This window comes from Butyribacter sp. (assembly GCF_056818865.1).
Genome location: NZ_DBLYGC010000005.1, coordinates 36250 through 62540, shown reverse-complemented (window position 1 = coordinate 62540; position 26291 = coordinate 36250). Strand labels below are relative to the sequence as shown.

At 36.7% G+C, this 26291-nt stretch carries 24 protein-coding genes and 1 tRNA gene; 2 read left to right on the top strand and 23 right to left on the bottom strand.

The annotated features are described in order from the left end of the window. Positions 1-71 precede the first annotated feature (71 nt). Both ACZLXV_RS03510 and ACZLXV_RS03505 read right to left on the bottom strand, forming a co-directional pair. Positions 72-3827 carry a phosphoribosylformylglycinamidine synthase gene (locus tag ACZLXV_RS03510; protein ID WP_482382501.1) on the bottom strand — a complete coding sequence of 1252 codons (3756 nt, stop codon included), beginning with the start codon at positions 3825-3827 and terminating at the stop codon, positions 72-74. A gap of 39 nt (positions 3828-3866) precedes the next feature. Further along, a complete protein-coding gene (locus tag ACZLXV_RS03505) occupies positions 3867-5213 on the bottom strand; it encodes a hypothetical protein (RefSeq protein WP_482382500.1) in 1347 nt (448 codons plus the stop codon). Between the two features lie 215 nt (positions 5214-5428). Between ACZLXV_RS03505 and ACZLXV_RS03500 the strand changes: the two genes are divergently transcribed. After that, a tRNA-Leu gene (locus ACZLXV_RS03500) sits at positions 5429-5512 on the top strand. Between the two features lie 155 nt (positions 5513-5667). On the opposite strand, the gene rplS is transcribed toward ACZLXV_RS03500, so the two are convergent. The 8 genes from rplS to ACZLXV_RS03460 form a co-directional block, all read right to left on the bottom strand. Continuing rightward, positions 5668-6015, bottom strand: a complete 348-nt coding sequence (rplS, locus tag ACZLXV_RS03495) for a 50S ribosomal protein L19 (RefSeq protein WP_367335711.1) — start codon at positions 6013-6015, stop codon at positions 5668-5670. 137 nt (positions 6016-6152) lie between these two features. Beyond that, a complete protein-coding gene (locus ACZLXV_RS03490; protein ID WP_482382499.1) occupies positions 6153-9353 on the bottom strand; it encodes an SNF2 helicase associated domain-containing protein in 3201 nt (1066 codons plus the stop codon). Between the two features lie 26 nt (positions 9354-9379). Then, on the bottom strand, positions 9380-11026 hold the full coding sequence (locus ACZLXV_RS03485) for a putative polysaccharide biosynthesis protein (protein ID WP_482382498.1): 1647 nt from the start codon (positions 11024-11026) through the stop codon (positions 9380-9382). 20 nt (positions 11027-11046) lie between these two features. After that, on the bottom strand, positions 11047-11553 hold the full coding sequence (gene ybeY, locus ACZLXV_RS03480; protein WP_482382497.1) for an rRNA maturation RNase YbeY: 507 nt from the start codon (positions 11551-11553) through the stop codon (positions 11047-11049). Positions 11554-11580: 27 nt separating this feature from the next. Further along, positions 11581-12798: an HDIG domain-containing metalloprotein gene (locus ACZLXV_RS03475; RefSeq protein ID WP_482382496.1), complete on the bottom strand. Its 1218-nt coding sequence runs from the start codon at positions 12796-12798 to the stop codon at positions 11581-11583. Then, positions 12764-13774, bottom strand: a complete 1011-nt coding sequence (locus ACZLXV_RS03470) for a PhoH family protein (protein WP_482382495.1) — start codon at positions 13772-13774, stop codon at positions 12764-12766. Before ACZLXV_RS03470 ends, ACZLXV_RS03475 begins: the two co-directional genes overlap by 35 nt. Next, positions 13737-15032 carry a sporulation protein YqfD gene (locus ACZLXV_RS03465; protein WP_482382494.1) on the bottom strand — a complete coding sequence of 432 codons (1296 nt, stop codon included), beginning with the start codon at positions 15030-15032 and terminating at the stop codon, positions 13737-13739. The genes ACZLXV_RS03470 and ACZLXV_RS03465 overlap by 38 nt, the downstream gene beginning before the upstream one ends. Before the next feature lie 14 nt (positions 15033-15046). Then, positions 15047-15364 (bottom strand): YabP/YqfC family sporulation protein, encoded by a 318-nt coding sequence (locus ACZLXV_RS03460; protein ID WP_022225791.1) that lies wholly within the window; start codon positions 15362-15364, stop codon positions 15047-15049. A 160-nt stretch (positions 15365-15524) separates the two neighbouring features. Here ACZLXV_RS03460 and ACZLXV_RS03455 point away from each other — a divergent pair, with 160 nt between their 5' ends. Then, the gene (locus tag ACZLXV_RS03455; protein ID WP_367335618.1) at positions 15525-16148 is read left to right on the top strand and encodes a DUF1836 domain-containing protein; all 624 of its coding nucleotides are present in this window, start codon (positions 15525-15527) and stop codon (positions 16146-16148) included. Positions 16149-16183: 35 nt separating this feature from the next. On the opposite strand, the gene scpB is transcribed toward ACZLXV_RS03455, so the two are convergent. From scpB to ACZLXV_RS03390, 13 genes are all read right to left on the bottom strand, one after another. Beyond that, positions 16184-16759, bottom strand: coding sequence for an SMC-Scp complex subunit ScpB (gene scpB / locus ACZLXV_RS03450; RefSeq protein WP_367335621.1), 576 nt, complete (start codon positions 16757-16759; stop codon positions 16184-16186). 34 nt (positions 16760-16793) lie between these two features. Next, complete coding sequence (locus ACZLXV_RS03445) at positions 16794-17579, bottom strand: segregation and condensation protein A (protein ID WP_482382493.1); 786 nt, start codon at positions 17577-17579, stop codon at positions 16794-16796. Positions 17580-17605: 26 nt separating this feature from the next. Then, positions 17606-18223: a hypothetical protein gene (locus tag ACZLXV_RS03440; RefSeq protein WP_482382492.1), complete on the bottom strand. Its 618-nt coding sequence runs from the start codon at positions 18221-18223 to the stop codon at positions 17606-17608. Between the two features lie 36 nt (positions 18224-18259). Further along, on the bottom strand, positions 18260-19549 hold the full coding sequence (gene obgE, locus ACZLXV_RS03435; RefSeq protein WP_022225786.1) for a GTPase ObgE: 1290 nt from the start codon (positions 19547-19549) through the stop codon (positions 18260-18262). Positions 19550-19681: 132 nt separating this feature from the next. Then, entirely contained in the window at positions 19682-19969 is a 288-nt protein-coding gene (rpmA, locus tag ACZLXV_RS03430) for a 50S ribosomal protein L27 (protein ID WP_022015279.1), read from the bottom strand. Positions 19970-19973: 4 nt separating this feature from the next. Then, a complete protein-coding gene (locus tag ACZLXV_RS03425) occupies positions 19974-20315 on the bottom strand; it encodes a ribosomal-processing cysteine protease Prp (RefSeq protein WP_022225785.1) in 342 nt (113 codons plus the stop codon). Between the two features lie 21 nt (positions 20316-20336). Further along, entirely contained in the window at positions 20337-20642 is a 306-nt protein-coding gene (gene rplU, locus ACZLXV_RS03420) for a 50S ribosomal protein L21 (RefSeq protein ID WP_022015281.1), read from the bottom strand. A 177-nt stretch (positions 20643-20819) separates the two neighbouring features. After that, positions 20820-21512, bottom strand: a complete 693-nt coding sequence (locus ACZLXV_RS03415) for a TraX family protein (RefSeq protein WP_482382491.1) — start codon at positions 21510-21512, stop codon at positions 20820-20822. 51 nt (positions 21513-21563) lie between these two features. Then, positions 21564-22589: an FAD:protein FMN transferase gene (locus tag ACZLXV_RS03410; protein ID WP_482382490.1), complete on the bottom strand. Its 1026-nt coding sequence runs from the start codon at positions 22587-22589 to the stop codon at positions 21564-21566. Positions 22590-22625: 36 nt separating this feature from the next. Beyond that, a complete protein-coding gene (locus ACZLXV_RS03405) occupies positions 22626-22820 on the bottom strand; it encodes a hypothetical protein (RefSeq protein WP_022225782.1) in 195 nt (64 codons plus the stop codon). After that, positions 22820-24310 carry a Y-family DNA polymerase gene (locus tag ACZLXV_RS03400; RefSeq protein WP_482382489.1) on the bottom strand — a complete coding sequence of 497 codons (1491 nt, stop codon included), beginning with the start codon at positions 24308-24310 and terminating at the stop codon, positions 22820-22822. The genes ACZLXV_RS03405 and ACZLXV_RS03400 overlap by 1 nt, the downstream gene beginning before the upstream one ends. A 13-nt stretch (positions 24311-24323) precedes the next feature. After that, the gene (locus tag ACZLXV_RS03395; protein WP_482382488.1) at positions 24324-25223 is read right to left on the bottom strand and encodes a sensor histidine kinase; all 900 of its coding nucleotides are present in this window, start codon (positions 25221-25223) and stop codon (positions 24324-24326) included. A 186-nt stretch (positions 25224-25409) separates the two neighbouring features. Continuing rightward, the gene (locus tag ACZLXV_RS03390; RefSeq protein ID WP_482382487.1) at positions 25410-26285 is read right to left on the bottom strand and encodes an ABC transporter permease; all 876 of its coding nucleotides are present in this window, start codon (positions 26283-26285) and stop codon (positions 25410-25412) included. Between the last annotated feature and the right edge of the window lie 6 nt (positions 26286-26291).

The window sequence follows — 26291 nt, the reverse complement described above, 5'->3', positions numbered from 1 at the left end:
GAGCCGTTCGCCGCAAGCAAGATATATATTACATTATACTTTAGTATTTGTCAACACTTTTTTTAATTTTTTTATTTAAAATATGAAACACCTGATTCAAATATGTGCTGATTCTGGTTTCCAACAATATTTATAGCAACACTGTCACCGATTCTCTCTGAATGAGCCATCTTACCGAGCACTCTTCCATCAGGACTTGTGATTCCTTCTATAGCTGCATATGAGCCATTTGGATTGTAATCCTCATCCATTGTAGGTACTCCGTTAAGGTCTACATATCTTGTTGCAACCTGACCGTTTGCAAACAAATCATCTATCACATTCTTAGGTGCTACAAAACGTCCCTCGCCATGTGATGCAGGTATTGCGTATACTCCGCCAAGTTCTGCTTTCATAAGCCATGGTGACTTGTTTGTTACTACCTTTGTATATACTGACTTAGATATATGACGTCCTATACTGTTTGTAGTAAGTGTAGGTGCATCTGCTGTCTGAGGTTTAATCTCACCAAACGGTACAAGTCCAAGTTTAATAAGCGCCTGGAATCCGTTACAGATACCGAGTGCAAGTCCGTCTCTCTTCTGTAAAAGTTCATGTACTGCATCCATAATCTTTGGATTTCTAAAGATTGATGCGATAAACTTAGCTGAACCGTCAGGCTCATCACCTGCGCTAAATCCGCCTGAGAACATAAGTATCTGAGAATCCCTGATTGCTTTCTCAAATGCATTTACAGATTCTACAATCTGGCTCTCCGTCATGTTCTTAAATACGACCGTTTCTACATCCGCACCCGCAAGTTCAAATGCTTTCGTTGTGTCATATTCACAGTTTGTACCAGGGAATACAGGTATAAATACCTTAGGTCTTGCAACTTTGTTCTTTGCAGTATAAACAGTCTTTGCATCAAAAAGCTTATCCTCGAGTTTAGTCTGCTCAACATCTGAACGTGTAGGAAATACACTCTCAAGTCTGCCTGTCCAGTTCTCAAGTGCTTCTTTCATGGAAATCTTTGTATCTCCATATACAAATTCAGCATCGTCAGTTACAACTGCAATCTTCTTATATTCTGCACTAATCTTATCAAGATCATCCGCTGATACTTCTGCTATGATAGAGCCGTAATCTTTGGCAAATAATTCATCACTGTCAAGACTTTCTTCAACTTTTACACCAAATCCGTTACCAAATGCCATCTTGCTGACAGCTTCACAGATACCACCAAAACCTACTGCATATGCAGAAACAATAATTTTTGATTTTATCATATCTGTAATCTTTGAATAGAGTGACATAAGCTGCTCATATACAGGAAGTGAATATTTGTCTTTTTCTATATCAAATTTTACTAAAACATTTCCAGCTTTCTTAAGTTCAGGCGAAACAATATCTCCTGTCTTGGCAATATCAACTGCAAATGAACAAAGTGTAGGAGGTACGTCTATATCGTTAAATGAACCTGACATACTGTCTTTACCGCCAATTGAAGGAAGACCAAGCTTTATCTGTGCATCATATGCACCTAAGAGTGCTGCCATAGGCTCGCCCCAGCGCTTTGGATCTTCTCCGAGTCTTCTAAAGTACTCCTGGAATGTAAATCTTATCTTACTGTAGTCTCCACCTGCTGCAACGATTTTTGCTACAGATGAGATAACTGCATATACAGAACCATGATATGGACTCCAGCTTGCAAGATAAGGGTCAAGTCCGTAACTCATCATAGTGACCGTATCACATTTACCCTCAGACATCGGAAGTTTTGCAACCATTGACTGAGTAGGTGTAAGCTGGTATTTACCACCGTATGGCATATATACACTTGCTGCACCGATAGAACTGTCAAACATCTCTACAAGGCCCTTCTGTGAGCAGACATTTAAATCTGATAATGTGTCAAGCCATGCTTTCTTTATATCTTTAGTATCTTTTTTTTCTTCAAAATAGTTTGCTTTTTCATCAGGCATTGTGACAACTACATCTGTTTCCTGATGTGCACCGTTGGTATCAAGAAATGCTCTTGAAAGGTCAACAATAACTTTATCTCTCCATGAAAGAACAAGTCTAGGCTCTTTTGTAACCTCTGCTACCGCTACTGCTTCAAGGTTCTCCTCCTCAGCAAACTTAAGCATCTTGTCTACATCTTTGCTGTCAACAACAACAGCCATACGTTCCTGAGACTCTGAAATTGCAAGTTCTGTTCCGTCAAGACCTGCATATTTTTTCGGAACTTTGTCAAGATTTACCCTAAGTCCGTCTGCAAGTTCTCCAATAGCTACAGAAACTCCACCTGCACCAAAATCGTTACATTTCTTTATGATTGAACTAACTTCTTCTCTTCTGAAAAGACGCTGTATTTTTCTCTCTGTAGGTGCATTACCTTTCTGAACCTCAGCGCCGCATACATCGATTGATTTTGTAGTATGAGCTTTTGATGAACCTGTCGCACCACCGATACCGTCACGTCCTGTACGGCCTCCGAGAAGAATAATAATATCTCCCGGATCGGAATTTTCACGGATTACGTTGCGTCTTGGAGCAGCACCCATAACAGCACCTATCTCCATTCTCTTTGCAACATAATTCGGATGATATATCTCATTTACAAGACCTGTAGCAAGTCCTATCTGGTTTCCGTATGAACTGTATCCCTTTGCGGCACCTGTTACAATCTTACGCTGCGGAAGTTTTCCTGAAAGTGTATCTTTCATCGATACTGTAGGGTCAGCAGCACCTGTTACACGCATTGCCTGATATACATAACCACGACCTGAAAGTGGATCTCGGATAGCACCGCCAAGACATGTCGCTGCGCCACCAAAAGGCTCAATCTCTGTAGGATGATTATGTGTTTCATTCTTAAAGAATATAAGCCATTCTTCTGTCTTTCCGTCAATCTCAACAGGAACTACTATTGAACATGCATTAATCTCATCTGACTCTTCCATATCATCAAGTTTTCCGTCAGCTTTAAGTTTACGCATACCCATAAGTGCAATATCCATGAGTGAGACATATTTGTCAGGTCTGTCCTTAAAAAGTTCCTTTCTCGCATCTTCATACATTTCATATGATGCCTCAATAGGTGCATTATAATATCCGTCCTCAAATTTGACATTTTTAAGCTCTGTCTGGAATGTCGTATGGCGGCAATGGTCAGACCAATATGTATCAAGTACACGGATTTCTGTCACAGAAGGATCTCTGTTTTCTTCGCTCTTAAAATAATTCTGAATATGAAGAAAATCCTTAAATGTCATCGCAAGATTAAGAGACTCATATAATTTTTTCAGTTCATCTTCTGACATATCTCTAAAGCCATCAAATACAGCAACATCTGCCGGCTCATCAAATTCCTGTACAAGTGTATCAGGAATATTTTCCAAAGCTTCTCTTGAATCTACAGGGTTAATACAGTATTCCTTAATCCTATCCTCGTCCTGTTTGGCAATCTCTCCTTCAAAAATATACGTTGTCGCAGAACGTATAACCGGATTTTCCTTTTCATTTAAAAGTTTAACACACTGCTCTGCCGAATCTGCTCTCTGATCAAACTGTCCCGGAAGATACTCAACCGAAAAAACAAAACTTCCGTCAGCTTTTTCAAATTCATTTTCATAGCAGTTGTCAACAGGCGGTTCTGAAAATACTGTTCCAAGAGCCTGTTTGTAAGTTGCTTCACTAAGATTTTCAACATCATAACGAATAAGCACTCTGACATTTGTAATACTCTTTATACCAAGATAGCGCTTTACTTCTTCTTTGAGTTCTTTTGCATGTACTGCATATGGCTGTTTCTTTTCAACATAAATCCTTCTTACACTTCCCATTGCGGTGCCTCCATTTCCTTTTTCTTCCTGTTCCTGCTGTTATTTTGATGAGTTGCTTGAACTACTTGAGCTGCTGCTTGATGATGACTCACTTGATGACGATGACTTTTCAGAAGAAGATGATGAAGATTTACTTGATGATGACTTCTTTGATGAAGAAGACTTTTTGCTCATCTTCTGTAAATCATCTGCTGTTACTATTTCTGTTGTCATTGTTCCTATTGTGACATCATTCCAAACACTTGCATTAACATTTATTTTGTATGTTCCTTTAAGCTCTTCATACCATTTATCATATTTCTCTGTCTGTGCAGATGTAACTGCCGAATCACATGCTTTCTGATAACTTGCTGTTGAGTTGTTATCAATCATCTTCACAAATACATAGTATCCTGCTTCTTCATCAAGAAATACCTGTGAAATTGTGCCGTTCTTCATAGCCTTAACTTTCTTTAAATTGGCTGCTGAAAGATATGACCATCCATCTTTCTCAGTAAATTCTGCTTTGTTATAAGTAATATCTGTCTTGTCCTTGCTTCCGATAAGCTTTGTGAAATCTTTTGCTGATGCTGCTTTCTTTGCAAGATTTTTAATTTCAGTTTCATATGATTTCTTCTTAGCAGCTGAAACCTTTTTAGTATTTCCTTTGCTGTCTGTCTTTGAGAGCGGTACAGCATAATACTGAATATCATACTCACGGTAATCTTTCTTAGAAACCTTTTTAATAACTGAATCTTTGTCAACTTCTTTATTTAATTCATTCTGCTTGTCAGATTTAAATCTATCAGCAAGAACTGTCTTTTCAAATCTCTTTGTAAGATTTTTCTTAGACATGCTGAGACGAAGTTTCTGCATCCATGTTAAACCTTTTCCTGCCTGTGTAACATACTCTTCAACTTTTTTCTTTTCATCTGAGCTAAGTTTATAATTTGATTTTTTTGCTTCCTGATAAAGAACCTCATATGCTTCTTCTTCATCTAACACTTCCTGCTTTATACCTATCTTGTTTGATATTCCTGATGGTACATTTTTGTCACTTCCCTGATAAGTTGACTCCCACACAGAAGTCCCCATATATGCCTGATACATCTCATCATATGGAAGATAAGTTGACTCTTTGACATAAATCGGATACATCATATCATCCATTGTTATCTTGGTTCCGTTAACTGAAAAAGCCACCTGTGGCTTGAACTGCTGTATGCCAACACCAATACAAAGTACAAGTACTAAAACTATACAGATGGCACTCCATACAATTGCCTTGACATTTCTGCCAGAACTTTTTCCTAATCTTGTTTTGCTTGTCGCAGCCTTAGCTACAGTATTTGATTTTTTTTCACTGTCACTATTCTGCTGATTCATTATTTTCTTTGCTGAATTCATTGTTGCTCCTCCAAATGTATTCTATACGCACAAATCACTAATATATGTGATAAAACGCTATCTTCTATTCTATCGAAAAAAAAATATAAGTCAAGACTGCAAATGTGATAAGTCTTTGAATTTTGCTTTTTTTTACTTTTTCAATATATTTTTTATTTTTTAATTGACATTCACTGCATTAGCTGGTATTATTGTCTAGTGTTTTATTAACATATGCGGAAGTGCTGGAATTGGCAGACAGGCATGATTCAGGTTCATGTGTCGGCAACGACGTGTGGGTTCAAGTCCCATTTTCCGCATTCGGAATAATAAAAGACAACTCAAAAGACTTCTCTTTCTTTTGAGTTGTCTTTTTTGTTTTTTTAAGCAAAAGAATTTTAATCAAAAAGTGAAAAGGACTTATTCCACAAATACGGAATAAGTCCTTAATCTTAATAAGATGCTTACGCAAAAATTATTTAACGATTTCTTTAACCTTAGCAGCCTTACCAACTCTGTCACGGAGATAGAATAACTTAGCACGTCTTGCCTTACCTCTGCGAACTATCTCAATCTTATCAATGATTGGTGAGTGAACAGGCCAAGTCTTCTCTACACCTACACCGTTAGAGAACTTTCTAACTGTAAATGTCTCTCTTGCTCCACCGTTCTGTCTTTTAAGTACTGTACCCTCGAATACCTGGATACGCTCTCTTGAGCCTTCAATAACCTTAGCATAAACTTTAACAGTATCACCTACTCTAAAGTCTGCTACTTCTGCTTTTAACTGTGCATCTTCAATTGCTTTAATAATATCGTTCATTTTGTGACCTCCTTAATTATTTTGACATTCTTAATACTTATGTGTAATCCTACAACCGTAACAGAGGAATATCTCTACTCACAAACAACAGTCAATATAATATCACAACATTTCTTACATTGCAATAGTTTTTTTTCTTATTTGAACAACTCCAGTATTTCATCTTTAGTCAAATTGTTTACAAATAATTCATCCGCTTCAATGACTGAGTCGGACAACATTTTTTTTCGTTTTTGCAATTCATAGATTTTTTCTTCAATCGAATCTTTCATTACATACTTTATAACCTGTACCTTGCGCTTCTGTCCTATGCGGTATGCCCTGTCAGTAGCCTGTTCCTCTACCGCCGGATTCCACCAAGGGTCAAAATGTATAACGGTGTCTGCTCCTGTCAGGTTAAGTCCTGTTCCGCCGGCTTTAAGTGAAATCAGGAATACTTTCACTTCTCCCTGATTAAATTCCTTAACGTACCTTTTTCTCTCCTCCGGCTTTGTAGCTCCGACAAGATAGAAATACGGTATATCATTTTTTCTTAATTCATCCGCAATTATCGAAAGCATTGACGTAAATTGCGAAAATACAATAACGCTGTGGCCTCCATCCAATATGTCCGGAAGCTGCTCCATAAGAAGCTCCAGTTTTCCGCTGCCACCATGATAATTTTCAATAAAAGTTCCCGGATGACAGCATATCTGACGCAGTCTTGTAAGTGCGGCAAGGACCTGTATTCTTTCCTTTCCGCTTTGTATCTCGCTGTTATCGCGTATTTCACTTTGTATCCTTGAAAGATATGAGAGATATATCTTTTTCTGTTTTGCCGTCATTTCTGATATTCTCTTTGTCTCTATCTTATCAGGCAGATCTTTCAATACATCCTTTTTCATTCTTCTAAGTATAAACGGCTGGATTCTCTTTTTGAGTTCTTCCATCTTAGTCTCATTTTTTTCTTTAAGTATCGGCTTTTCATAATAATCTGAAAACTTTGAATACTTCATAAGAAATCCAGGCATTATAAAATCAAAAATAGACCACAATTCAGATAAAGTATTTTCTATAGGAGTTCCCGTAAGTGCAAATCTGTGCGCCGCCACAACAGACTTAACCGCTTTTGCACCGAGAGACGCAGGATTTTTTATAAACTGTGCCTCGTCAATAAACATATTGTCATATTTTATCTCTTTAAAAAATTCCATATCCTTTCTTATTAGAGGGTATGTTGTAATCCACACATCGTAATCCTGTCTGTCTTCACATATAAGTCTTTTTCTTTCATCTGGGTCACCTGATATAATTCTTGTTCTTATATGAGGTGCAAATTTTTCAAATTCTTCCTGCCAGTTGTATGTCAGTGAGGTTGGGCAGACTATAAGCGACTTGCTTTCAGGCTGCGAACATATATATACGATAGTCTGCAAAGTCTTTCCAAGCCCCATATCATCAGCCAGAATTCCACCCATGCTGTATCTTGCAAGATTTTTAAGCCATCTGTATCCGACCACCTGATATTTTCTCATCTTTGCTTTAATATTTTCAGGAACAGGGTACTCACTTATCTCCGGTTTCTTTATATCATCAAGTAATCTGTCAAATCCCTCATCCCTTGTAACAAAACTTCCGCCCGGCATTATCTCATCGATATAAATTGCTGCATTTTCCTCAAATTTCAGCACTCCCGAATCATTTTGTACACTGTTCTCAATAAGCCATTCAAGCGTTTTTTTCTGCTTTTCATCTTCAAGACTTATAAATGCACCGCTCTTAAGTCTGTAATATTTCTTTTTTAAATGTATTGCTCTAAAAAAGTCTTCCAGCTCGTCTTTCGGTATCTGTGCATAGTCCATATCCATCTCAAGAAGATTTATATCCGTATTAAGCCTTATATTCGCTGACATATGCCCAATCTTTTTGACATTTATATTTTTATATTCTTTAGAGTAAAATACTTCAAAGTTATCTGTGAGAACATGTCTTTTGCCGGTCATCATATTAAAAATGTCATCCTCATTTTTCAGAAGAAAGGCATTGTCACTTATCTTAAAATTCAGATCATACAACACCCTTGTAAGGCGTTCCTCCTCCTCTTTATCACGGACAAGTATATATTTTCCCGAATAATCATTTTTCAGCGGATTTATGGTACAATCACCATATTGAAATTTTATAATCGCAGTTATGGATATTTTTTTCCTGCTCTGGTATATGTCAAGATAAAGTTTAGGCACAAGTGGCTCAACTATATACATATTTTTAATTTCATCAGGAACATGTACATCCATCTGCTTCTTTAATATAGGAAGTACTTTTTCCACAAAACTGTTCTTATTTTCATTTCTAAACTCAATCTCATTACCATTCTGCATAAAAAGTGGCAAATAAAACGGCAAAAGACAGCTTATGAAATCCTTTTGCGGCATATATAATGTATTGTTGTAAAAAAGAATGCTTCCATCCTCACAAAGTGAGATAAGTTTATTTTCGCCTATCTTTTTTAATGACAGTGCATTATCTTTCAAAATCATTTCTATCGAAAGGTCAGGATTTCCCTTTTCTATTCTTATGTCCTTAAATTCTTTTCCGTATATATTTATGTCGCACTCAATATTTTCTGATAAATCAAGCAGTTTTTGCAGCATTTTTTTTGACAGCACAAGTTCCTGTCTTTTAAACAAATTTGAATAATATGATTTTCCGAGTGTCTCCTGAATTTCATATATATCCATGATATAGTCAAGAATTCTGGCAGAATTTTCCTCAAATGCACTCTCTCCCGGAACAAAATGAAACTCTTTGCCAAGTTCTATTGTCTCTTCATTATAATAGTCATTTATAAATTTTTTTGTATTTGAAACCTTATACATTTTATGTTCACCGGCTTCAAAACTAACATAAGCCCTCGAATTTTTACTTTTCAAAAATTCCGGAATTGATATATTTAATTTCAGTCGAAAATAATTTGGAGTCAAATGGTTGTATTCTCTTTTTCTAAAATACTCTACAACATTGTACGCAACTCTGTCTTCTCCTTTTAAATTAACTTTCGCATCTTCCCTCTGCTGATAGTCTGCGATAAAAAGCATCATTGCAATAACATGTTTACATGCTCCCGATAATTTAACATGCGAAGGACAGTTACATGAATATATCATATTTCCATCTTCTTCAACCTGAACAGTAACTATATACTGATTGCTTCCTTTTACAATCCCTTTATACTGCTTTATACTGTCATTCCATGTAACGTTAGAAACGGCATGAGCAGCATAGTAACGCATTCCTCTATAGTAAACTTTAACAGAAGACGCATATTGTTTTATCGCCTCTCTTGTTATTTTTCTCATAACACGCCACCCGCCTTTCACTCAATCTATCTTAACAAATGAAACTTATCAGCAATCCTTGCCATTCTTCTTCCCATAGGAAACTCATATAATTCTTTTCTGCTTAACCCGTGCAGTTTGAGTACAAGTGCAAAGTATACTGCCACCGCTGCTATAACCGCTGGGCATATTGCAACATATATCCTGCTTGTAAGCACGAAAAACAATTTATACACTATAAACGTTACGATCCCCATTATAAATGATGCCAGTAAAGGCACACAAAAAGTTTTGGTGTACTCCTGCTTGTACTTCATATGTTTTGAAACCGACCTGCCATTCATAAAACATACAAGAAGCGGATATGTGACATTTCCGAGTACAAGTGCATATACACCAAGATTTGTCCATTTTAAAAGCACGAAAACAAAAACAATATGCACAATAAGTGACACGAGTGAATGTATTACAGGCAATGCCATCTTGTCGATACTTTGCAGAACTCCGCTTGTAACAGTTGACAACGCATAAAATATTACGCAGGACGAACCAATCATAAGCATCGCACCGCCCGTTTTATAATCTGACGCTGGGAATAAAAGTCTTATTATAGGCTCTGCAAGCACTGCAAGTCCCATTGATGATGGAAAAGCAATTATCATATTAAATTTAACTGCCATGTCAACTTTCTTTTTAGCGTCACGCATATCACCCGCCGCAACAGATGTAACAAGATTTGGAATCATAGAAGATGCTATCGCCGTCGAAACAGCTATAGGAACACTCACTAAAAGTCTGTACTTTGTGCTGTATATTCCCTGAAGTGTTTTTACTTCTTTATCTGTCTTACCAATAGCTCCCATTACATTGTTAAATAAAGTTACATCTATTATACCGCTTAGCTGATATACGGTCTGGCTCAATATAATAGGCAGAACAGTCATTATAATAAGCTTATAAGTATATCCTAAAGATTCTTTTGCCGATAATTTGTCTCTGCGTGCCTGTTTCTTTATCACTGGACGGTAAACCGTATATATTATCATAAGTATGAGCAATGCAGTCACTGCACCAAAACATGTACCAAGAGTTCCTCCTGCGGCCCCCCACGCCGAAAGTTCAGGTGAAGCACTGTGGGCACGCATAAAGAAATATGCTGCTCCAACACTGACAAATGCATTTACTATCTGTTCAAATATCTGGGATATTGCTGTCGGAAGCATGGTACGGTGTCCCTGAAAAAGTCCCCTGAAAACACCCATAACTGCAACAATAAATATTGTTGGTGCCAAAACTCTCAATGGAATAGCAATTCCACTGTATTTTGCAAAGAACTTTGCTTCAAGCCAGTCCGCACCAAAATATACAAACAATGCTGCTATTCCACCTGTGAACACAGACAAAAGCATTGAGCATTTAAATATCTTATATGCACTTTTATATCGTTTTTGAGATATCTTTGCCGAAACCATCTTTGAAACAGCCATTGGCATTCCGTATGATGAAATTATCAGAAGAATATTATAAATTTCAAATGCAGCCGAATAGACACCGTTTCCCTCATCTCCGATAATATTCGCCATCGGAATACGATATATCATTCCTATGATTCTTACAAGTATTGACGCTGCAGCAAGAATACTTCCCTGTTTTAAAAAACCACTGGCGGCCTTATTTTGTTTACTAGTTTCCATAGTCGCTTTTATCCCCTTTATTAGTCTCTTTTTATCCCAAGTGCATCAAGTATTTCTTCCTGTTTTTTCTCCATAATAATTCTTTCTTCATCCTCCATGTGGTCATATCCAAGAAGATGAAGCATACTGTGAGCCGTAAGAAAACAAATCTCTCTTTTGAGCGTGTGACCGTATGTCTCTGCCTGTTCCATAGCCCTCTCAACGGATATAACTATATCGCCAAGCAGAAGTTCACCACTTTCAGGATTAAAGTACATCGCAAGTGCATCGTCACTCTCAAGAATGTCATAATCTGCCGGTGAATCATAATCAACCATCGGAAACGAAAGTACATCTGTCGGAACATCCAGTTCCCTGAATTCCCTGTTTATATTTCTGATACCTTCATTGTCCGTAAATGTCAGATTAACCTCACATTCATAAGGACATTTTTCCTGTTCAAGAGCTTTCTCTATGACGAGTTTTAACACTTTCTCATAATCAAATCCCAAATCAAGCTCCTGCTCATTTTCCATCAGTATAGTCATTACATCCTCCTATATTAAAATTATCCGTTAAAAATCCATATTTATGTTTTTATATGTCTCTTTTATGCCTTCAATTTCTTTTTCGCTTATATCACAATTGTCAAAATTCCCTTTTTTCTGCCTGTTTGCAAAAACACTTTCAATAAGCTTTTCTTTTGACGGTCTGCTTTTATCTGTATTTTTTTCAAAATATTCTATCATAGATACTATGCTGTCAGAAAGCATAACCACCATTGCCTCCCTGCTCTCAGGCTTTTCATCCTTATCACAGACCTGCAGTATAAGATCGGTAAGACATTTTGGAAAATCATACGCATATGCTATATCATTTGTCGCTTCAACATAATTTTCTTCTTTCTTTATTCTTCCGATTTCATGATACATTCCGCCTGCCTTGGCAAGCAGACTATTATATCCCATCTTCTGTGAAACTCTCATCGACATCACGCTGACTCTCATAGAATGAATAAATAAATTCGCCGAAAATGCCTGTAATCTTCTTATAAGCTCATAATCTGACTCTAAAAGATTACTCATTTTTTCAGTATCTTCAACACAAAGGCATTTGATTTTTCCAAACTGTTCAAAGATATATCTCACAATAAATGCCGTAAACGCTATAACGAATGAGGACATAATCTGTATTATCAAATATGTTTTGTTTTCTTTAAGCAGTGTAACATCAAAACCGAACTGTATTATAAGAAGCACTGCTGAGAGAGCAATCATTGCAATAGTTGAATATAAAAGTTCTTTAATGCTGTTCTCCGCAAAAATCAAAACAACAACTGCTCCCAAAACCAGATAGTACAATATTTTTTTGCTGCTTTGAATATAATCTGTTGCATATAACACGTACTGAACCATACTCAGAAAATAAAATATCATTCCGTGTTTCATGCCGTCGATAACAGAAATAACAGCAACGGATATAAGCCATAAACCTCCTACAAATTCATAGCCGTACAAAAAAATCAAAACAATTGTTATTGCTAAACAGAATAAACATAAAATTTCAGAATGAAGTTCCCTGATATATTTTCCTCCGCTGTGAGTGTAAAAACATTGTACAAGAATACCGCACACCACTGCTGTCACAATATTCACCATATTTTTCACAATGCTGTAGTCTCTAACAAAGCCGATAGCAACAGCACCTAAAATTAAAATGATATAAATAACAATCGAAAAATTTCTGGCTCTATTTATTTCATTTTTTTCTCTTTTCATTTTCTTTTGATTCATTTACCCTTTTTCTTCTTTCAATTTTTTTCTCATAATCATCATATGCCGTAACAATTTTTTGAACTAAAGGATGTCTTACCACATCTTTATTTGTAAGATATGCAAAGCCAATGTCCTCAACCTTTCCAAGCACTTCAAGAGCCTGTTCAAGTCCTGATTTGGTCGTTCCCGGCAAATCTTTCTGTGTCAGGTCACCCGTCACTATAACTTTTGAACCAAATCCGATTCTTGTCAAAAACATTTTCATCTGTGCCGGTGTTGTATTCTGTGCCTCATCAAGTATTATGAAAGAATTGTCAAGCGTTCTTCCTCTCATATACGCTAACGGTGCAACTTCAATAAGCCCTTTCTCGACATTTCTAAGGTAACTCTCTGCCCCCATTATCTGATACAGTGCATCATAAAGAGGCCTCAAATAAGGGTCTACCTTACTTTGAAGGTCTCCCGGTAAAAATCCCAGTTTTTCTCCTGCTTCTATCGCAGGTCTTGTAAGAATTATTTTATTGACTTCATCTCTTTTAAAAGCTTCAATAGCCATCGCCATTGCAAGATATGTTTTTCCTGTTCCCGCAGGCCCTATTCCGAAAACTATCATTTTTTTGCGGATTAAATCAATATAATTTTTCTGTCCTGAAGTCTTTGGTTTAATTGGTTTACCCTGAATTGTCCTGCAAACTATATCAGAATCAAGTTCAACTACTTCCCCTTCTCTGTGTTCAACTGCCAGAGACAAAATATAATTCACATTTTGCTCTGTTATTGTATTTCCTCTTTTTGACAGTTCAAGTAACTCCGTGAGAATGCTTTCCGCCTGTTTGACACCTGACGCATCTCCGACAAGTTTAATATTCCCGTCTCTCGCAACCATCGTAACATTAAGACTTCTCTCTATTTTTTTGATATTCGCATCAAAACTTCCGAATATATTTCTCTCATGTTCAGCCGGTATTTCCAGAACTGTTTCCATTATTGCCATATTTATTATTCCTTTTTTGTTTTACTTTCTTTATTTTCTCATAATGCGTCTGTTTTTTCTGCCATGTTATATTACCTGATGCTTTGTAACAATCTCCCTGTTCTGAAACAGAAAAATCGGTTTTGACAAGTTTGTAACCTTTTTTCTCTTTTTTTCTAATATAGTCAGTATACTCATCTTTCATACACTGTCTTGCTTCGTCTAAGCTGCAATTTACATAAACATACTCGTACTTTTTATACGTTATTTTCCATACTGATATCGGAAATCTTTTTGACAAAAATGGGCATACGCACCCACCTTCATAGAGTATAGCACATTTTTTTGAAGTTTCCAAATCATTTAAAGGATTATGTATAAAAAACTCTTTTCCAAATGCTGAAATTTTATAAATTTCCTTTGTTCGTCCTGTATATACTTTCCTTTTCTGTCTTTTCTTCTGCATGCCGTAAAACATTTCACGACTCTCTAAAACTACAATTCCCTCCGCTTTCACTCTCGACTTTCTTATTATCTCATCATTGTCTCCGACTATCGGAACAACCCCCGATATTAAGACCCTGCCCGCCTTTACTTTCTTCCCCGTCTTTACTTTTGCAACCCCTGCACTTGTAACAATGGACACCACCTTTCCGTCATCAGATGCTACAAGATTTGCCGGTTTTCCTCTTTTTTCTATATCGTCTTTTGACATCTCACGCACATTTACAACAAGCCTGCTGCCACTCCTATTAACTGAAACCCAGCCTATTTTATCATATTTTTTTCGTATGTTTTTCTCAATTTTTTTACAATCTGCCCTGCCGCTGCACATTCCTCCATAAATATTTTCCGTATCCAGATATGAAATAATATTTTCTTTTGTGTAATAGTTCTGTCCGGCAACCTCTATTCCCCAAATTCTGCTCGAAAGAAAAAAAAGCATTGTAAAAAAAGAAATCACACCCAGCACGAAATTTAAGTTTTTTTTGCTTCTCTCAATCAAAAAAGGCAGACCGTATCTTTTGTAAACCCTCGGAAAAACATGACATTTTACAGCAATGTGATGTATTCTCCAAAAATTGCGAAAGCCTATGTTAAACCATAATATTTTCTTTTCTTCATCTGCCCTTATATTCCATATTTCTATACCGTTGTTTCTACATAGGTTTATAAATCTGCCGGCTCCTTCATGCTCCAGATAAACCATCAGATATCCAAATATCCAGCCAGTTATTTTATGTACCATTCCATTCTCCATTCCTGCGCTTTTTTCCATGCATCACAAGTCCTCTATCTATGATATTCTATCGAATCTATGTTACCAAGTACGCACATTTCATCTTCCCTGAAATATGCTATCACAAGTTTATTCCCTCTTATGTATATTTTCTGCTGTTTTGTCTGCACCTTGATAAGTTCCTCCGTATATTCTATGATACTTCTGTAATTTTCTATACATAATCTGTGATTTCCATAACCTAAAATAACAGGTGCTTTTGCTATAATATCCTCCGGGATGTCAAATTTATCCGATAATCTTCTTGATATTATCGGCTCTCTTACCTCTGGCTTTGTCGAAGTCTTTTTGACATGCCTATATTTTTTCATAGTACGGACACCTCCGATATATCAATAATGTCACACTGATAACAACATTATTATATATGTATGCCCGTCTGCCGTTTTTGTTACTTGCGGTAAAGCATTAAATACTATATAATTAACTATAATCACAATCAAAGCAGTAAGCTTAGAAACGAGGATTACAATGCGTGAAAAATATAACCGTGAGATACTGGATCTTATACGCAGTATACAAAATATAGACTTTATAAAACCTGATGATATTCCAAACATAGACCTTTACATGGATCAGGTTACTACCTTTATGGACGAACATCTGGCGTCATCAAAAAGATTTGATGACGATAAAATTCTCACAAAGACCATGATAAACAACTATACAAAAAACAAGCTTATCCCACCACCACAAAAAAAGAAATATTCTAAAGAGCATATGTGTTTACTTATATATATATACTATTTTAAGAATTTTCTGGCGATAAGTGATATAAAAGATATCCTCGAACCCATCAGCAATTTATTTTTTGAGGGTAATGGTTCAAAGGATATGGAAGAAATATATTCCGAGATTGTTAATCTTGAATTAGGCAATATAGATTCCCAGCTAAAAGACATAATAAGGAAACTCAAAAAATCAAACGAAATGTACTCTGAGGTAAGTGATGCGGACGAGAAAAAGGTTTTATCAAACTTTGCATTTATCTGTATGTTAAGTTTTGATGTATGGGTCAAAAAAACAATAATCGAGAATATTGTAGATGACACACTTGGTCAAAAGAAAAATAATTCTTCAATCAAAAAAAATTAAGGAGACAGTTTATATCTCCTTAATTTTTTTATTTATCACTGCTCAAGATCAAGCCTTAACTGAACCTCATCCTCTGCTTCTATCTTGAAATCTTCAATCTTTTCAGACTTTACAACCGGCAGATTTTCAAGTGAGTCTATTCCAAAATTCCTCAAAAATTCCTCAGTTGTTGCAAACTGGATAGGTTTACCCGGAGCATCCAGCCTTCCCGCTTCACAGACAAGGTTATACTCCACAAGTTTATTTACCGCATGGTCACTTTTCACACCTCGGATATGTTCTATCTCCATCTTTGTAACCGGCTGTTTATATGCAATTATTGATAAAGTTTCCAGCAGTACATCAGTAAGTACATGCTTTTTAGGAACATGTGCAATTCTTACAAGCGTGTCATAGGCAGATGCCTTTGAGCACATCTGAAATGCACCGTCAAGCTCAATAATCTGTATTCCCCTGTTATCATCAGCATAATTATCCATCATATTATGTATAACTTTCCTGCATGTTTCCTCATCCTGCTGCGTTGCTATGGCGATTCTTTCAAGGTCAACCGCCTCGCCCATAACAAACAATATTGCTTCGATATTCGCCTCTAATTCCGGCAGAGTCATATCCGTACCCATTCGCAAGCCTCCCATAGATTTGTCAGTCAGCACTTGACGGTTCATATTCCATATCAGGTGCCAGCTTATTATATGTAATCAAAATATCATCAAATATATTTTCCTGAACAATAAGAATTTTTCCTACTTTCATAAGTTCAAGAATCCCGAGGAATGTCACTATCACCATAGTTTTTCCTGGTTTAGATTCAAGCATGCTTCTAAAGCTGAAATGTCCGTGACGCATCGCATATTCCTCAATATAAATCATTCTGTCCTGCAAACTGACAGTCTCTTTCTTTATCTGTCCAAATCTGCTTCTTATAGGATCTATCTTATCAATCTGCTTTTTCATAACACTGTTAAAAATGCTCTGAAGTTTTGACAATGTAATATCACCAAGTAATTCCGATACATCTATCGTCTCCTTATAATCAGCAATATCTTTTGGAACAGTCGGCTTTTTATACATCATCTTTTCCGCATCTATCTGAAGGTCTTTAAGTTCATACGATGCATATTTAAATGTCTTATATTCAAGAAGTCTCTCAACAAGCTCAGCCCTTGGGTCCACCTCTTCGCCCGCCTCATCAACCTGTACCGGAAGAAGCATTTTTGATTTGATTTTCAACAGCGTTGCCGCCATAACAAGAAAATCACTCATTACATCCATATCCGTTGTTTCGGTTTTTGAAATAATTTCCATATACTGTCTTGTGATTTCTGCGATAGGTATATCAAAAATATCTATCTTGTTTTTCTCTATCAGGTGCAGCAACAGATCAAGTGGTCCGTCGAACGCCTCTAATTTCACGGATATACTGCTCATTCTCCAACCTTTCCACCTGTTTCCGATTAAAACGGCAAATATGTTACAAGCCTTAGATAAACCATATTTATCAAATTAAGAATAAATACAAGCATCAATATAAGCTTTATGGAACTGTCCGCTTTTATTATCCCGAGATAATTCTGCGGTGATGCTCCCGCAACCACAAGCCCCATATCAAATGTCGATACCGGAAACAGATTCACAACAAAATAATCAAAACACAGCATTTGTATATATTGCAAAAACAATATCTTGGCTTTTTGAAACCAGCCGTATTTAAGGTTAATTATATCAACAATACTGTCCGAGGCTCCATACATATAATGCATCATAAAAATTGAAGAAAAAAATATTATTATGAGTACGAAAAAACCACTGAGTCCGATAATAATATTTGTTTTTCTGTCCCTTATACGAAACATATATGGCTTTGAAACCGGTACATAACAGGTTACGGCTAAAATAAGCCCCAATGGGTCAATATATCTGAATATTTTCCAAATGCCCTTTTTATCTATATTGCCACCCTGCTTATGTCCTCTGACAATCATATAGACAATGGCCTTAAACAGCTCATGAATTATCATAAGCAGGACCGCAGCAATAAGACAAACAACAACTTCTAATAACCACTCTTTCACATGCCACCTCAGTATGTCTCACACCTTTTTTCCTGATTATTTGTAATAATCAAACTGAAGGTCATACATTGCAACTGTATCTCCCTCTTCAATGCCCATAGCTTCAAGATCCTCAAGTATTCCGCTTGTCTTAAGGAATTTCTGGAAGAACTGAAAACCTTTTTCCGAGTCAAGATTCGTATACCCAAGCATTTTTTCTATACGAGGACCCTCAACATTGTAAACCTTATTTTTTTCATCATAAGTTACTGTATATGGCTCATCCTCAAATTCCATCTCATCAAATGAAAATTCTTTTTCAAATACTGTCGGTTCATCAGGCATCTCATCAAGAAGCGATTTCACATAATAGAGAAGTTCCTTTACCCCTTTACCGCTTACTGCGGAAATAGGAAATACTTTTATTCCCTTTGGCTCAAACTCTTCTTTCAAAAGAGAAATTACTGTATCTTCCTCTGTTCCGTAAAACACATCACATTTATTTGCAGCTATAACCTGCGGTCTTTTTATAAGGTCATCATTGTACCTCGCAAGCTCATTATTTATTACATTTATATCATTGAGAGGATCTCTTCCCTCAGTTGAAGCCGCATCTACCATATGGATGAACACCTTTGTTCTCTCGATGTGTTTTAAGAATTCATCGCCAAGACCGATACCGTCTGCTGCACCCTCAATAAGTCCCGGTATATCTGCAATAACAAATCCATCTGCACCCTCAAGGTCTACAACACCCAAAATAGGCTGTAATGTAGTGAAATGATAATTTGCGATTTTTGGCTTTGCATTGCTTACTCTTGAGAGAAATGTTGATTTTCCTACATTTGGAAATCCCACAAGTCCAACATCTGCAATAGTTTTAAGTTCAAGTATAACCTCAAGCTCTCTCGCTGGTTTTCCAGGCTGGGCATATTTTGGCACCTGCATTGTCGGGGTAGCATAGTTCATATTACCTTTTCCGCCACGACCGCCCTTTAACACAACCTCACGTTCGCATCCAAAAGACATATCAACGATAACTTTTCCCGTACTTGCCTCTTTTATAACAGTTCCCTCAGGTACTTTAAGAATAATATCTTCTCCGTCAGCACCGTGGCATCTTCTTCTTCCGCCCTGCTCACCGTCTCCGGCACAGAACTTTCTGCGGTGTCTGAAATCATTTAAAGTATTTATCCCTTTATCCACCTGAAAAATAACATCGCCGCCGCGGCCGCCGTCACCTCCGTCAGGTCCTCCTGCCGCAACATAAAGTTCTCGTCTGAAACTCACATGTCCGTCCCCACCTTTTCCGGAACGAATATATATTTTGGCGCTATCAGCAAACATCATTCCACCTTCTTTCTAAATCAGATAATTTATAAACAATTGCAATTCTATACAAAAAGAGACTGTCATAGACAGCCTCTTTTTGTATAGGTTTATCAGTTTCCGGTAAAACCGGTATAGACCGATTATAGACTATTTAGCTTCTACAGGATATACTGAAGCCTGCTTCTTGTCTCTACCTTTTCTCTCAAAACGAACAACACCGTCAACCAATGCAAACAATGTATCATCGCCACCACGACCTACATTTACACCTGGAAGAATCTTTGTTCCACGCTGTCTGTAGATAATGTTACCTGCAAGTACAAACTGACCGTCTGCTCTCTTTGCTCCAAGTCTCTTTGACTCTGAGTCTCTACCGTTCTTTGTAGAACCCATTCCCTTTTTATGAGCAAATAACTGAAGGTTCATGTTTAACATAGCCTTACACCTCCTGCTTTCTCTTTTTTCTAATCTTAATATACTTTTTTCCGTATTCCGCCTGTATGCCTTCAAGACCAAGTACAAGCGAATCAAGTAACAGTTTAGCAGATTCGCTAACCTTTTCAGATTTTATATCAAATGAAACCACATCTTTTTCTTCATGAACCGCACCTTCAAACTCATCATCCGTGAATTTTTCGACACTGTTCATGGCATTTATAACGAGTACGGAAACTGCCGCACACACTATATCACTGCCATACTCAGCATACTCAGCATGTCCGGTCATACGAAAACCGATATAGTCTCCACTATCATTCTGAAATAATGTCACATCTATCATATACTGTCACCTTTTCATCAACTAAGCGTTGATTTTCTCAATCTTTACCTGTGTGAAAGACTGTCTGTGACCGTTTTTCTTATGATATCCAGATTTTCTCTTATATCTGTAAACGATAACCTTCTTTGCGCGGCCTTCCTTAACTACAGAAGCTGTAACTGTTGCGTTTGCTACATCGTCTCCAGCCTTCATAGTTCCATCATTTACAGCAACAACCTGATCAAAAGTAACTGTCTCTCCTGCGGAAACAGCAAGTTTTTCTACGTTAATGATATCACCTTCGGATACTTTGTACTGCTTTCCACCTGTTGCAATAATTGCGTACATAATCGCACCTCCTATTTATCATTACTCGCTAACTTTGGCGTGACTAAAGTCATCTTCAAGGAGCCTCGTTAAGCGGCATCTCATTTATCATACATGTGTTTTTCATGCTTGTCAAGTGTTTTTTTGAGTTTCATTGCAAAAATATATGACCGATAACACCAAACCTGCTCCATTTCATCATGCTAACAACGATATTCCCCACAGCGCAAGTATATGTACCGGATAAAATGCATAAAAGAAATACTTAGGCATCTTTACATCATTTTTTGTTCCGTCATACGCCATTATAAACGGTATTGCCAGAACTCCAAAAGACTGCATTTTCCCCTGTGCAAACATTAAAAAGCATGTTAAAAGCAATGCATTTTTTCTGTCATATCTCTGCATATAAAATATCGCTATGGATAATATGCCCCATATACTATAGTCTGTTTTCAATAAGACCGCGACAAATCCTGCAATCAGAACAACTGTCATTTTTGCCGTAAAACTATACTCAAACTTTTCTATAAAACACATCATTATCACACCAAGCAATAATGTCCACATTACATTCTGCTCACTTACATCTATCAGTTTATGTCCAAATGCCAAATCATATGGTATCTCTGATATTATTGAAAATATCAAAAGATTAATCATATACTTCTTTCTGCTGTGTGTATGTATAAATCCCTCCACCAACATAAAACAGATTATTGGAAACGATATTCTTCCCACCGCCCTGAACGCTTTATATATTACATCGCCCCTATCCATCAGAAATACACAGCCTATATGGTCGATAAGCATTGTAAGTAAAGCTGTTATCTTTAAAAAATTTCTTCCGTATCTTTTATCCCAGAATGTTCCTTCCGTTGCTGCTGCCATTTTTATCTCACTTTCTTTTTTATATGTTATTCCTTATTTTTATTTGCTCTTTCATTTTACAGTGTCAAATTTAAAATTTGATTTAAATATTTTCTCTAGACCACCTGTAATTGTAATGTCACCATTATCCTCCACAAGTACAGTGTCAAATTCATTTTTATGTTCACGCCAGTAATCAAGTGCTTTTTCTTTTCCCATCACGAATAAAGACGTTGACAATGCATCTGCAAGCGTTCCGTCATCACTTACTATCGTCACGCTTTTAACCCCTGATTCTGCCGGATACCCGGTTTCAGGGTCTAATATATGATGATATGTTTTTCCGTTCTTTTCAAAATATCTTTCGTACCCTCCTGACGTTATGACCGCTTTGTCTTTTACCGACACAACACCTATATAATCCGATGATTTGTCAGGATTTTCAATTGCTATCTGCCAGGCTGTTCCGTCAGTTTTTGTACCAAGTGCCTGGACATTTCCGCCAAGTGACACAAGGCCTGATTTCACACCGCACTCCTTAAAAATCTGCATAACACGGTTTGAAGTATATCCCTTTGCTATACCGCCAAGATCTATTTTCATATTCTCTTTAAGTTTTATATTGCCGCTTTTTTCATCAAATATTATTTTAGATGAGTCTACATCTTTGAGCAGTTTAGAAATCTCATTTTTTGACGGCACATTATATTTCTGTGTTGTAAAACCCCACTTTACCATAAGAGGATATATACTTATATCAAATGCTCCATTTGTCGTTTTATTTATCTCAAGTGCCTTAGAAACAATGTTTTTTGTGTCTGTAGAGAGTGTACCGCTCCCTGTTTCATTAAGTTTATATATATCACTTTCTTGTTTTTCGGCACTAAGCACCGTCTCAAGCCTGTTTATCTCATCCACCGCTTTATTTACGCCATTTTCAGCATTTTTACCATACGCCGTCACCGTCATATATGTATCCATCGCAAATATATCTTTAGATACTTTCTTGTTTTCATCGCTGTTTTGACAAGCTGTAAGCATGGCAATACATAATAAAAATAACAGCACTCCGCTTAATCTAAAATAAGATTTCTTCATCCTTTATCTTGTCCCCCTGCATTTAATTCTTGTTTTCTATATCTCAGAATTATAATTTTCTTCGACCTCTAATGCCTTCTTTCTCACCGCCTCATCATAACCTTTAAGTGCCGCAAAAGATGCGAACTGTGCCGCTCTGTCATGCAGACTCATAGGCTTATGTTTTTTCGATACAGGTCTCTCCATATCTATTATATCCTGATACTTTTTCCAGTCATCATTTTCAAGCATTATGCCCTGTGCCCTCCAATCTGTCTGTTTCTCTCCATTGCTGTTGCACCTTCTTCGAGGTTCATGCCTTTTAATATAGCATTTTTTCCATACTTTTTCTTCACATCTATCATAGCTTTCTGCAGCCTTTTCTCTTTAGCAAGCATATCTTTTTCTTTCTGCTTCTGCTTTTCAAGCTCGCCATAATCCGTAAAAAGGTCAAGCTGTTCAAATTCTTTCTTTTCGACCACATCTTCCTGCCTTGTAACATGATTTGCAACTACATTCATTCTTCTCACAAGAAGTTCACTGTTTATAATCTCATCATAGAGTTTTGCGACATTTTCCATTATTATTTTTGTAGATGAAGTCATTTTTTTAAGATTTATTGTTCCATGTGCATGTTTTGGAATCTTCCGTCCGTATCTGTCAAAAGTATATTCTCCTTTATATTTTTTTCTTATCTCGGAATTTTTAAGATTTTCTATATCGTAACCCACCGTAAGAACCATCTGGTCGGTCACAAGTCCCTTTTCCACAAGGTCCAATACAAGCATATCCGTCATTTCCATAACCACAAGTTTTGCCTTTTTTGCATCATACGGGCATGTGAGCACCTGTCCCGAACTTATGCTGTTGTTTTCCGGTTTATATGCCTTTATGTCGGCAATGGTACACGGCTCATATCCCCATGCATGGTCGATAAGAAGCTCTGCGTTTATCCCAAACAATTTATAAAGCAGCTCTTCATTATAAAAATCCCCTGCTTTTCCGATTGAACACCTTGCAACATCACCCATTGTATAAATACCGCACCCGGCAAGTCTTTTCGCATATCCCCTGCCGACTCTCCAGAAGTCAGTAATCGGTTTATGTCCCCACAATATTCTTCTGTAGCTTATCTCATTGAGCTCCGCAATTCTCACTCCGTCCTTATCAGGTTTTATATGCTTTGCAACAATATCCATTGCAACTTTGCAAAGGTAAAGGTTTGTCCCGATTCCTGCCGTTGCAGTAATACCGGTTTCCTTTAAAACATCCATTATAAGCATCATTGCAAGTTCTCTTGGCGTTTTCTCATATGTTTTAATATAAGATGTCACATCTATAAATACCTCATCCACAGAATACACATGTATGTCTTCGGGAGCTATATATCTAAGATATATATTATAAATTTTTGTGCTGTACTCCATATAATAAGCCATTCTTGGCTTTGCTACAATATAGTCTATTTTTTTGCCGGTAGCAGCTTTTATTTCATTTGCTTTCTGCACCACCTCAAAAAGTCTCGCTCTTCCCGAAATGCCATACGCTTTCAATGAAGGTGACACAGCAAGACATATCGTTTTTTCAGTCCTCGACTCATCCGCAACCACAAGATTTGTCGTGAGCGGGTCAAGTCCTCTCTCCACACATTCAACCGATGCATAAAACGATTTTAAATCTATTGCTATATAAATATGTCCGGTATCATTTTGTTTATATTTGTCCGAACTTTTAAAACCCACTGTAAAATCCCCCTTAAGCCTTTTTAAATTCAATATTGACTATAAAAATAGTATCATGAAGTGATGCAGAAATTTTTCCTCCCATGCACTCTGTCATCTCTTTTGCGATAGCCATTCCAAGTCCGGTAGAAGTTTTACTCCTTGCTGCATCAGCTTTATAAAACTTCTCAAAAATACGGTTTATGTCAATCTCATCAGGATTTAGTACCTCGTTTTGTATTGTGAGAGATATTTTATCCGGAGAAGCATATAAACTGATTTCAACTTTTTTCTCTCCGTGTTCCAATACATTTTTTATAACATTCTGTAAAATACGGTGCATAACCTGCTCGTTTCCATAAAAATAAAGTGATTCATCTGTCAATTTCAAAGTTGGAACAATCTTTTTCATTTCCCACTCTTCATAATATGAAAATAGTGTTTCCCTGACAATCTCATTCAAATCACATTTATACAATTTAATATTATAAGTCTTATTTTCCAATTTTGTAAATGTAAATAATTCCTCCAGCATGTCCCTGAGTGCTTTAATTCTCTCTTGAATTATCGCAATATACCGTTTATTCTTCTCCTTGTCATCAGACTCCGACAATAATTGGAAATATCCGTCAAGTGATGTAAGCGGTGTTCTTATATCATGTGATAAATTTGTATAAATATCCGCAATCTCATTTTCTCTCTTCTTCCATACAATCCTCTCTGCCCTATGTTTCTCAAATAATTTATTTAGGACATCTTTAAGGCCTTTCAGCCCTCCAATCTCTATCTGTGACGTCACCAGCGCATTGCTTTGATTTTTTTCAATAAACTCTATTTGCTCTGTAATGTCTTTTATCTGGCTTCTCAACTTAACATAAAGATATGTAACTATAACAAACATTATTGCAAAAAATGCAATGATACACTCTTTCACCCAAAAATCATCTCCTTCCCGACAACGCCATAAAGCCACACACGAAATATAACTATAGTCATCTGCCATGATGTTGGGGTCAAAAGGTATTTTGACCCTTGCATAATACTATATCATATTCCATATGTGACTTTATTTTAATCAATCAGCTTTCATTCCTGAAATCTTAAAGCAAAAACTCCTTCATCACACCATATCTCTCTTTTCCGTACTGATTATACCGGCTGCTGCCGCAATGACAAGATAAACAATCACAAACATAGTAAGATTTAACAGCTGCGACATGCTTTCACTCGGAACAAGACTGTTTATTTTTGTAGTAATAAGATATTTTTCAATCTCAACAGTGAACCCTGTAAGTTTATGCACTCCGACATCAATTGCCATGCAGATAAACGGTCCCACTCCAATTGACAGGCACACTGCTGCCGTCATGCCAAAAACCCTGTTTTTTATCACAGCCTCAATTGTAGCACATACCATCAAAAATGCATATTGAAGTAACACCTGAAAAACAATAAAACTTATATATCCATCAAAACTTCCCGCTCCCAGACTTATTTTTTTCGTGCATATCATCCACACAACCGCCTCAACCAAAAACATAATCAAATCAAATAAAACCGTATAAATCCCTATAACCGCCATTTTTGAAATAAATAGCTGCCTGCGGTGTCTTACCTGACCACCTATGTTTTTAATATATCCGTTTTTGTTTTCGCTTGATACAAATATCATCACAAATATTACACTAAAAAGCAGATAAATTCCTGATGACAATAATTTTCCGTATACATATACTGCATTCGGCGTAGTATTTTTTATACCGGTAGTGTCAATCTGAACTCCTATTTTTACTTCTGAATTATCTTCCGAATCTGAAGCACTGTTCTTATCTGTGCTTTCTACCACCGTCTTATTACTGCTTGTATTTGTATCTGATGTTTCAGGCATCAGATTCATTGCCATAATAATACCAAACGCCATTGCAATTATAGTTACCACATAAAATGATTTCATTTTAAACATTTTATACAAATCCATCTTTATAACATTCAACATAAACTT

Coding starts and splice junctions, on each gene's coding strand:
- ACZLXV_RS03505 (WP_482382500.1), bottom strand. CDS start 5,213: ATGAATTCAGCAAAGAAAATAATGAATCAGCAGAATAGTGACAGTGAA.
- ACZLXV_RS03425 (WP_022225785.1), bottom strand. CDS start 20,315: ATGATAGATGTGACATTATTTCAGAATGATAGTGGAGACTATATCGGT.
- ACZLXV_RS03475 (WP_482382496.1), bottom strand. CDS start 12,798: ATGAATCAAAAGAAAATGAAAAGAGAAAAAAATGAAATAAATAGAGCC.
- ybeY (WP_482382497.1), bottom strand. CDS start 11,553: ATGACTATACTGATGGAAAATGAGCAGGAGCTTGATTTGGGATTTGAT.
- rpmA (WP_022015279.1), bottom strand. CDS start 19,969: ATGTTAAACATGAACCTTCAGTTATTTGCTCATAAAAAGGGAATGGGT.
- ACZLXV_RS03445 (WP_482382493.1), bottom strand. CDS start 17,579: ATGAGCAGTATATCCGTGAAATTAGAGGCGTTCGACGGACCACTTGAT.
- obgE (WP_022225786.1), bottom strand. CDS start 19,549: ATGTTTGCTGATAGCGCCAAAATATATATTCGTTCCGGAAAAGGTGGG.
- rplU (WP_022015281.1), bottom strand. CDS start 20,642: ATGTACGCAATTATTGCAACAGGTGGAAAGCAGTACAAAGTATCCGAA.
- scpB (WP_367335621.1), bottom strand. CDS start 16,759: ATGACTCTGCCGGAATTAGAGGCGAATATCGAAGCAATATTGTTTGTT.
- ACZLXV_RS03485 (WP_482382498.1), bottom strand. CDS start 11,026: ATGGAAACTAGTAAACAAAATAAGGCCGCCAGTGGTTTTTTAAAACAG.
- ACZLXV_RS03470 (WP_482382495.1), bottom strand. CDS start 13,774: ATGGCAATAATGGAAACAGTTCTGGAAATACCGGCTGAACATGAGAGA.
- ACZLXV_RS03510 (WP_482382501.1), bottom strand. CDS start 3,827: ATGGGAAGTGTAAGAAGGATTTATGTTGAAAAGAAACAGCCATATGCA.
- ACZLXV_RS03455 (WP_367335618.1), top strand. CDS start 15,525: ATGCGTGAAAAATATAACCGTGAGATACTGGATCTTATACGCAGTATA.
- ACZLXV_RS03405 (WP_022225782.1), bottom strand. CDS start 22,820: ATGCTTGAAAATGATGACTGGAAAAAGTATCAGGATATAATAGATATG.
- ACZLXV_RS03460 (WP_022225791.1), bottom strand. CDS start 15,364: ATGAAAAAATATAGGCATGTCAAAAAGACTTCGACAAAGCCAGAGGTA.
- ACZLXV_RS03490 (WP_482382499.1), bottom strand. CDS start 9,353: ATGAGAAAAATAACAAGAGAGGCGATAAAACAATATGCGTCTTCTGTT.
- ACZLXV_RS03465 (WP_482382494.1), bottom strand. CDS start 15,032: ATGGAAAAAAGCGCAGGAATGGAGAATGGAATGGTACATAAAATAACT.
- ACZLXV_RS03410 (WP_482382490.1), bottom strand. CDS start 22,589: ATGAAGAAATCTTATTTTAGATTAAGCGGAGTGCTGTTATTTTTATTA.
- ACZLXV_RS03415 (WP_482382491.1), bottom strand. CDS start 21,512: ATGGCAGCAGCAACGGAAGGAACATTCTGGGATAAAAGATACGGAAGA.
- ACZLXV_RS03390 (WP_482382487.1), bottom strand. CDS start 26,285: ATGTTGAATGTTATAAAGATGGATTTGTATAAAATGTTTAAAATGAAA.
- rplS (WP_367335711.1), bottom strand. CDS start 6,015: ATGAACGATATTATTAAAGCAATTGAAGATGCACAGTTAAAAGCAGAA.